Consider the following 617-nt stretch of genomic DNA (forward strand, 5'->3'; position numbering starts at 1 on the left):
ATGGGCACCGGCACCCACGCCGGCGCCGGACCCCGATACGGATTCCGCCCCACCGTCATGGCCCGACCCCCCTTCGCCGGATAGCCACCGGTCGCTTCTGCCAGCGTAGGAACACGCTTTAGCGCGCGAAAAGTGTCGCGCTAAAGCGTGTTTCGCGTTGCGCCCACGGCCCGCGCACGGCGGAGCCCTCGCCCCGCCCTCACCCGTCAGGCCGCCGTCGTGGCGAACGTCGCGGGGGCTTTATCTGCGACCGGATTTTTAACCCACACCGCGGTCGATCGTCCGACGCTTTCGCGGATCGCCGGTGGATGGCGACTCGGCCGACGCGTCGTCCCCGCAGGTAGTGGCGCGGCTCGCGGGCGCTAACGTCTCGTTGCCCGTGTTCCTGTGCGCCCGTCGCCGAGGGGCCTCCCTCCCGGCGGTCGCGTCGCCAGCAGCGACGGGGCTCAGCGGCGATCTAGCCTTCGCAACAAGCCCATCGCTTCACGCCAATAGACACTCGCGAGGGAAACACATGTCGTTCGAGCCGGGGGGGTTCGTAGGTGTTTGACTTCGGGGCGTTACCGCCGGAGGTTAATTCCGGTCGGATGTATGCGGGTCCGGGTTCGGGGCCGTTG

The 617-nt window shown here is 68.6% G+C and carries 1 protein-coding gene and 1 pseudogene; both read left to right on the top strand.

What is annotated here, in order from left to right:
• Positions 1-84, top strand: a pseudogene (locus A5781_RS24765) (hypothetical protein); the annotation flags it as partial.
• A 458-nt stretch (positions 85-542) separates the two neighbouring features.
• Positions 543-617: PPE domain-containing protein (locus tag A5781_RS25435; protein ID WP_156622491.1), on the top strand; the 75-nt coding region annotated here is incomplete at its 3' end.

This window comes from Mycobacterium sp. 852002-30065_SCH5024008 (genome assembly GCF_001665645.1).
GTDB lineage: Bacteria > Actinomycetota > Actinomycetes > Mycobacteriales > Mycobacteriaceae > Mycobacterium > Mycobacterium paraffinicum.